Source organism: Streptomyces sp. NPDC046379 (genome assembly GCF_055587785.1).
In genome coordinates this window covers 306,083-313,727 of the sequence record NZ_JBVJFP010000004.1, presented here as the reverse complement: position 1 = coordinate 313,727, position 7,645 = coordinate 306,083, and the positions used below count along the sequence as shown (strand labels likewise).

At 73.0% G+C, this 7,645-nt stretch carries 6 protein-coding genes and 1 pseudogene; 3 read left to right on the top strand and 4 right to left on the bottom strand.

Annotation, left to right across the window (positions count from 1 at the left end; translation table 11 throughout):
- Nucleotides 1-57: 57 nt before the first annotated feature.
- Both ACZ6KF_RS10470 and ACZ6KF_RS10465 read right to left on the bottom strand, forming a co-directional pair.
- Nucleotides 58-1,074 carry an iron-siderophore ABC transporter substrate-binding protein gene (locus ACZ6KF_RS10470; RefSeq protein WP_469159403.1) on the bottom strand — a complete coding sequence of 339 codons (1,017 nt, stop codon included), beginning with the start codon at nt 1,072-1,074 and terminating at the stop codon, nt 58-60.
- 192 nt (nt 1,075-1,266) lie between these two features.
- Nucleotides 1,267-2,220 (bottom strand): methionyl-tRNA formyltransferase, encoded by a 954-nt coding sequence (locus ACZ6KF_RS10465; RefSeq protein ID WP_469238069.1) that lies wholly within the window; start codon nt 2,218-2,220, stop codon nt 1,267-1,269.
- A 54-nt stretch (nt 2,221-2,274) separates the two neighbouring features.
- Here ACZ6KF_RS10465 and ACZ6KF_RS10460 point away from each other — a divergent pair, with 54 nt between their 5' ends.
- Nucleotides 2,275-3,663 carry a lysine N(6)-hydroxylase/L-ornithine N(5)-oxygenase family protein gene (locus ACZ6KF_RS10460; protein ID WP_469238067.1) on the top strand — a complete coding sequence of 463 codons (1,389 nt, stop codon included), beginning with the start codon at nt 2,275-2,277 and terminating at the stop codon, nt 3,661-3,663.
- On the opposite strand, the gene ACZ6KF_RS10455 is transcribed toward ACZ6KF_RS10460, so the two are convergent.
- Entirely contained in the window at nt 3,648-5,168 is a 1,521-nt protein-coding gene (locus ACZ6KF_RS10455) for an amidohydrolase (RefSeq protein WP_469238065.1), read from the bottom strand. The two genes, ACZ6KF_RS10460 and ACZ6KF_RS10455, sit on opposite strands and share 16 nt — an antisense overlap.
- Nucleotides 5,169-5,280: 112 nt before the next feature.
- Complete coding sequence (locus tag ACZ6KF_RS10450) at nt 5,281-6,060, bottom strand: DeoR/GlpR family DNA-binding transcription regulator (protein ID WP_469177916.1); 780 nt, start codon at nt 6,058-6,060, stop codon at nt 5,281-5,283.
- Nucleotides 6,061-6,280: 220 nt separating this feature from the next.
- Here ACZ6KF_RS10450 and ACZ6KF_RS10445 point away from each other — a divergent pair, with 220 nt between their 5' ends.
- Together ACZ6KF_RS10445 and ACZ6KF_RS10440 are read left to right on the top strand one after the other, a co-directional pair.
- Complete coding sequence (locus ACZ6KF_RS10445; RefSeq protein ID WP_469238063.1) at nt 6,281-7,162, top strand: SIS domain-containing protein; 882 nt, start codon at nt 6,281-6,283, stop codon at nt 7,160-7,162.
- Between the two features lie 53 nt (nt 7,163-7,215).
- Nucleotides 7,216-7,644, top strand: a pseudogene (locus ACZ6KF_RS10440) (class II fructose-bisphosphate aldolase); the annotation flags it as partial.
- Between the last annotated feature and the right edge of the window lies 1 nt (nt 7,645).

Below are 7,645 nucleotides of genomic sequence, written 5' to 3'. Positions count from 1 at the left end.
GCGGGAGCATCCCGCAGCCCTCGAAGCGACACCCGAAGCGACCCGGAGAAGTCGCGTTCAGCGGTCGAACCCGGCGAATGCGGACTCCAGGTTGTCCAGCGCCCAGGGAATGCCCAGCGCGGAGGGGCTGCGGAGCTGGCTGATCGTCTCCACGTCGGTGACGAGGTAGTTGCCCTTCTTCACCGCCGACATGCTCTTGACCAGCGCGCTCGACTCGAAGGCCCGCTGGAGGTCCTTCGTCGTGAACGCGATGACCACGAGATCGCCGTCCAGCTTGTCGAGCTGCTCGAACGACAGCTCACCCGTGGGCGAACCGCTCACCGTCTTGATGCCGGTGATCGACGGCGTCAACCGCAGGCCCAGCTCGCCCATCAGCTTGGCCGCGAAGTCGTCCTCGGAGGCGATCGTGTAGATCTTGGCCGGGGTGTTGCCGATGGACAGGGTGTACGTCCTGCCGTCCAGCCCCGGATGGGCGGTCTTGACGTCCTCGATCGCGGCCTCGGTGGCGGCGACGACCTTCTCGGCCTCGTCCGGCTTGCCGACGGCCTTGCCGACCACCCGCACGTGCTCCTGCCAGGACTGCGCGCCCCAGGTCGTCTCATAGCCGATGGTCGGGGCCACCGAGGCGAGGTTCTCGTACTCCTTGTCGAGCTGGAAGTCGGCGGTGGCCAGGATCAGATCGGGCTGGAGCGCGGCGACCTTCTCGAAGTCGACGCCGTTCACGGTGTCGAGCAACGTGGTCCTCTCGGTGTCCACCCTGTCCTTGAGCCAGGGGTAGATCCCGTCCTTGGAGAAGGGATCCTTGGAGATGCCGACCGGGGTGATGCCGAGCGCGTACAGGGCGTCGATGTCGTCGGTGCCGCCGCCCCCGATCACCACCACCCGCTCCGGGGCCTCGGTGATCCTCGTGGCGCCGAACTTGTGCTTGACGGTGACGGGGAAGACGGACGAGGAGGCGCTCGGTCCGTCCGCCGCTGTGCCGGCGTCGTCCTCGTCCTCCTCGACGGAGCCGCAGGCGACGAGGCCGGCGGCCAGGGTGACGGAGAGAAGGGCGGTCAGGAGCTTTCTCGGCATGGTGCGTCCCTTTTCGCCGGATGCTTGGGGGGAGGCGTACGGCCGCCAGTAAAGCAAGGTAAGGCTTGCCTCACAATGCATTCCGGTCAAAGTCATCGACCGCGCACCGAAGGTGACGTTCCCTCAAGTCGATTGCATGCAAGGGCGGTTGGCCGCGCCCGTTCCGTCGCCCCCGGCCCGGGCGTCCCGGAGCTACGGGCGGTCCGTGAGATAGCCGCCCATGGTCCGGAAGTAGTCGCCGGCCGCGTACTCGCCTCCGTCGTCCGTGCGCACCCGGCGCACGAGCAGTCCGGGGTGGCGGCCGGTGTGCGCCTCCGGCCCGGCCACGACGACCACCCCGTCGCCCTCCCGGATGAAGACGCGGCCGGGCGTGCCGCCGTAACGCCCCTGCGAGAGCGCGGCGGAGACGATCCGCAGGCGCTGTCCGCGGTGGTACGTGTACGCGTTGGGGTACGGGTCGGACTGGGCGCGCACCAGGCGCTCCAGCCACTCGGCCGGCCGGCGCCAGTCGATGCGGCTGTCCTCGCGGGAGCGTTTGTGGAAGAAGCTCGCCCGGCCGCGGTCCTGGGGCAGCCACCGGCCGGCGTCCCGGCCCGAGGCGATCAGGTCGAGGGACTCGTGCACGATCGGCGCGATCAGGTCGACCGTGCGGTGGAACAGGTCCGTCGCCGTGTCCGCCGGGCCGACCGGCACAGCGCGCTGCACGAGGATGTCCCCGGCGTCCAGTTCGCCGTTCATGCGGTGCGCGGTCACGCCGACGCGCTCCTCGCCGTTGAGGAGCGCCCAGATGATCGGGGAGAAGCCGGCGTAGGCGGGCAGCAGCGAGTCGTGGACGTTGAGGGTGCCGTGCGGCGGGAGGTCGAAGACCTCGGGGGGCAGCCAGGTGCGCCAGTTGTTGGCGACGATGATGTCCGGGCGGGCCTCGCGCAGTGCGGCGAGCAGTTCCGGGTCGTCGGGGCGGTTGCGCAGCAGGACGGGGACGTCGTTCTTCTCGGCCAGTTCGGCGACCGAGTCGTCCCAGATCTTCTCGTAGGCGTGGTCGCTCTTGGGGTGCGTGACCACGAGGACCACCTCGTGGTCGGAGTCCAGCAGGGCGCGGAGCGTGCGGTGACCCCAGGTCTGGTACCCGAACATGACGACGCGCATGACGGTTCTCCCCTCCGGCTGCTCCATTGCAAGGTAAGGCTTACCTTATCTAACATGTGGCTGCCTGAGGGAGGCGATGCCACGGTGAAGTCACCGCTCAAGGGATCGAACCCGGACAGCACCCACGACGTCCTCGGAATCGGCTTCGGGCCGTCGAACCTCGCACTGGCCATAGCGATCGAGGAGAGCAACGCCGGCCGGCCGCCGGACCAGCGGATCGCGGCCCGGTTCCTCGAACGGCAGCCGCGGTTCGGCTGGCACCGGGGCATGCTCCTCGACGACGCCACCATGCAGGTGTCGTTCCTCAAGGACCTGGTGACGCTGCGCGACCCGGCCAGCGACTACAGCTTCCTGTGCTTCCTGCGCGAGCGTGGCAGGCTGATCGACTTCCTGAACCAGAAGACCCTCTTCCCGCTGCGCGTCGAGTTCCACGAATACTTCGAGTGGGCCGCCGGACGCGTCCGCCACCTGGTCTCCTACGACCACGACGTCCTCGCCGTCGAGCCGGTGCGCGACGAGACCGGCACCGTCACCTGCTTCGACGTGGTCTGCCGCGACGGCGGCGAGGGGGGCCGCACGGTCACTCGCCGCGCCCGAGACCTCAGCATCGCCGTCGGCCTCGAACCCCATGTGCCGCCCGGCACCACACTCTCCGAACGCGTCTGGCACACCAGCCAGTTACTTCCCCGCGCCACCGAACTCGCCGCCGGGGCAGCGCCGGTGCGCCGGGCCGTCGTCCTCGGAGCGGGGCAGAGCGCCGCCGAGGCGGTCGACTTCCTGCACCGTGCCTTCCCCGAGGCGGAGGTGTGCGCGGTCTTCGCCAAGTACGGCTACACCCCGGCCGACGACAGCCCGTTCGCCAACCGCATCTTCGACCCGGACGCGGTGGACGTGTACTTCGGCGCGCCCTCCGAGGTCAAGCAGTCCCTGTTCGACTACCACCGGTCCACCAACTACTCCGTGGTCGACATGGAGTTGATCGAGGCCCTGTACGCCACCGCCTACCAGGAGAAGGTCACCGGCCGACAGCGGCTGCGCTTCCTCAACGTCTCCCGCATCCGGGACGTCGGCGCCCGTGCGGACGGCTCCCTGGACGTCGTGGTGGAGTACCTGCCCACGGGTCAGGAGAGGATCCTGAACGCCGACGTCCTCGTCCACGCCACCGGGTACCGGCCCCGCGACCCGGCCGCCCTGCTCGGCGAGGCGGCCAAGGTGTGCCTGCGGGACGACGGCGACGCGATCCGGGTGACCCGCGACCACCTGGTGGAGACCGCCCCCGACGTCACGGCCGGCATCTACCTCCAGGGCGGCACCGAGCACACGCACGGGCTGACGTCCACGCTGCTGTCGACGACCGCCGTCCGGGCCGGCGAGATCCACCGGTCCCTGCTGGAGCGGCGCCGGGCCCGGACGGGGGCCGCGGCGGCTCAGTACGGGCCGTGAGTCCAGCGGCCGGCCAGCATCGTGGCGTGCACCGGCATCGCCCGCAGCGTGGTCGGCCCGGCGTCCGCGGGGTCGGCGTCCACCACGACCAGGTCGGCCGCGTCACCGACGGTGAGCCCCGCCCGGCCGCGCGCGGCGGCGGTGAGGGCGGCCGGCAGCGGAATCCGCTGTTCGGGGTGCCAGGCGGGACGTGAGTCGTCGGTGCGGTGCACCGCCGCGGCGATCCCCAGCCAGGGGTCGAGCGGCGACACCGGGGCGTCGGAGCCGAACTCCAGCCGGGCCCCGGCCGCCAGCAGATCGGCGTACGCGAAGGCCCGGCCGGTGCGGTCCGCCCAGTGCCGGTCGGCCACGTCCCGGTCGTCGGTGGCGTGCGCCGGCTGCACCCCGGCCGTCACCCCGAGCGCGGCGAACCGCGGCGGATCCGCCGGCGTCAGCAGCTGGGCGTGCTCGATCCGGCCCCGGCAGCCGACGGCCGCGAAGGCGTCCAGCGCGAGGGCGTTGGCCCGGTCGCCGATGGCGTGGACGGCCGGCTCGATGCCGTGGGCGGCGGCCCGCCGCATCAGCCGCACCAGTTCCTCGTACGGCGTCTCCTCGATGCCGTACGCCTCCCCGGTGCCCTCCATGCCGGGGTAGGGGTCGTGGCACAGCGCCGTACGGGTGTTGAGCGACCCGTCCGTGAACAGCTTCAGCGGGCCGACCCGCACCAGCCCGTGGGTACCGGGCAGTTCGTCCCCCGAGCGCAGCCCGCGGCCGACGGCCGCATCGAGGTGCGCGGGGTGGACGGCCGCGTCCACGCGGACTTCGAGCGGGGCGCCGGCCGCGCGCCGCGACCAGTCGGCGACGTTGTCGGCGTAGTGGAAGTCGACGATGCCGGTGACCCCGCGCGCCGCGGCGGCCCGGCACGCCTCGCGCACCCAGCCGTCGAGGACGTCCGCCGGAACCTCGGGCAGCGCGGCGACCGCCGCGAAGCACTCGCCCTCGCGCAGCACACCGGTCGGATGGCCCGCGCGTCCGACCAGCGCCAGGCCCGCCGAGTTGAGCCACGCCGCGTGCAGATCGGCGCTGACCAGCGCGACCGGCCGGTCCGGGCACACCGCGTCCAGCAGCGACCGGTGCGGCGCGTCGGGCCACAGCCCGTCCCGGAAGCCGTACCCGACGAGCGTCTCCCGCGCGGGCAGCCCGCCCGCCCGCTCCCGCACCGCGTCGGCGACCGCTCGCGCCGACGGCAGCCCGGACAGATCGAGCCGGCGCTGCACGCTCGCCCACTGCGCGGCGTGCACATGCGCGTCCCACAGCCCCGGCAGCACGGTCCGCCCGTCGAGATCGACCACGGGCTCCCCGGCCCCGGCGCACACCAGCGCACCGTCCGTCACCACGGCCGTGATCCGCCCGCCCTCGACGCGTACGCACCCCAGCGGCCCGCCCGCGCCGATCCGCACCGAGGCGAGCGTCACCGCGGCCGGAATCCCGGCCCCGGACCCCTCGCCCCGCACCGACCCGGCCATCCCCGCCTCCCCGCAGTCCCCACCGACCAGCCCGGCCACCAGCGTAGGACGGCGGGCGCGCTCGGGAGGACGGAAACGGCAACCGCCGAACGGGGTGATCGGGCCGCACCGATCAGACCGTCAGGACCCGGATTCCCGCCTCCTCGAAGCCGCGCACCGCGTCCGCGTCCGCCGCCGTGTCGGTGACCAGCGTGTCCACCGCCTCGGCGGCGCAGATCCGGGCGAACGCCCGCCGCCCCAGCTTGGTGGAATCCGCGGCGACCACCACCCGCCCCGCCCGCTCGCACAGCAGCCGGTTGATCGCGGCCTCCGCCTCGTCGTGCGCCGCCGCTCCGTGCACGGCGTCGAACGCCACCACGCCGAGCACCGCCACATCGAGGGTGATCCGGCCCAGCACCCCGTCCGCGAGCGGTCCGACCAGCTCGTACGACTGCGCCCGGGCCACTCCGCCGGTCACCACGATCTTGAACTGGGGTCGCACCGCCAGCTCGTTCGCGATGTTCAGCGCGTTGGTGACGACGGTGAGCGCGGGCGAGCCGGAGGACAGGTCGCCGCGCACGGCCAGGGCGCGCGCCACCTCCGTGGTCGTGGTGCCGCCGGTCAGTCCCACCGCCTCACCGGGCGCGACGAGTTCGGCGACGGCCCTCGCGATCCGCTGCTTCTCGGACGGGCGGCGGGCGGTCTTGTAGCGCAACGGCAGTTCGTACGACACCCCGTGCACCAGCGCGCCGCCCCGGGTGCGCACGAGCATCTGCTGTTCGGCCAGCCGGTCGAAGTCCCGGCGGATCGTCGCGGGCGACACCGACAGCTCGGCCGCGGCCTCCTCCACGTCCAGCCGGCCACGCTCGACGAGCAGTTCCAGCAGCGCCTTCCAGCGCGTGTCGCGCGACATCCGCGGCCTCCCCGCGTTTCACCGACCACGGCCGTTGCCCGGTCCGGGCCGCTTCTCGACCCGGTCCGTTCCTCGTTCCAGGCCCTGACTCGGCCCTCGGCCGTTCCTCGACCCTGGCGAGATTAGCGCACACCACCTCCCGCGCGATGCTTGAAGTTGCTCGAAAGTGAGCAGTACCTTGCAGGAACAGTCACCGCTGTCGTCGGGGAGGGGTTCCTGCATGACGTACGTGGAGGACGAGCTGCGCAGCCAGCCCGCGTGCTGGGAACGCGCCGCGGCGGTGGCGCCCCGGCACCGAGGGGTGTTGCCGGCGCCGGGGGAGCGGGTCGCGATCGTCGGCTGCGGCACCTCGTACTTCATGGCCCAGTGCGGCGCGGCCCTGCGCGAGGGGGCCGGACAGGGGGAGACGGACGCCTTCCCCGCCTCGGAGTTCCCGTACGGCCGCCGCTACGACCGTGTCCTCGCGATCACCCGCTCCGGCACCACCACGGAAGTACTCGACCTGCTCGGCCGGTTGCGCGGAGGCACCCCGACGACCGCCCTCACCGCCGCCCCCCGTGCCGCCGTCGCGACCAGCGCCGACCACACCGTCGTCCTCGGCCACGCGGACGAACGCTCCGTCGTGCAGACCCGGTTCGCCACCACCGCCCTCACCCTGCTCCGCGCCCACCTCGGCCTGCACACCGAGGCCGCGGTCGTCGACGCCCGCACCGCCCTCACCGCCGAACTGCCCGAGCGGCTGCTGGACCGCGCCCAGTTCACCTTCCTCGGCGCCGGCTGGACCGTGGGCCTGGCCCACGAGGCGGCGCTGAAAATGCGCGAGGCCGCCCAGTGCTGGACCGAGTCCTACCCGGCGATGGAATACCGGCACGGCCCCATCAGCGTCACCGCGCCCGGCACGGCCACCTGGATGCTCGGCCCCGCCCCCGTCGGACTCGCCGAACAGGTCGCGTCCACCGGTGCGTTGTGGCGGGAAAGCGCCCTCGATCCGCTCGCCGAACTCGTCCGCGCCCAGCGCCTGGCCGTCGCCGTCGCCCTGGCCCGCGGCCTGGACCCGGACCGCCCCCGCCATCTGACCCGCTCGGTGATCCTCGCGCCCTGACCCTCAGCCGGCCGGACCGACCCCATGTCCCCGCGCGCCCCCGGAAGGCAGCCATGCCCCTGACCACCACCGCCGACCTGGTCGCCCGCGCCGCCGCGGCCCGCAGCGCGGTCCCCGCCTTCAACATCGTCACGCTGGAGCACATCGAGGCCGTCGTCGCCGGAGCCGAGTCGGAGAACGCCCCCGTCGTGCTCCAGGTCAGCGAGAACACCGTCACGTTCCGCCACGGCCGGCTCCTCCCGCTGGCCCGCGCCGCCGTCGCCGCCGCCGAACGGGCCGCCGTGCCCGTCGCCCTGCACCTGGACCACGTCCACAGCGACGCCCTGCTCCGGCAGGCCCCGGACGCCGGGTTCAGCTCGGTGATGTACGACGCGGCCCGGCTGCCGTACGCCGAGAACCTCGACGCGACCAGGGCCGCCGTCGAGTGGGCGCACGCGTGCGGGCTGTTGATCGAGGGCGAGCTGGGGCAGGGCGCCGGCCGCC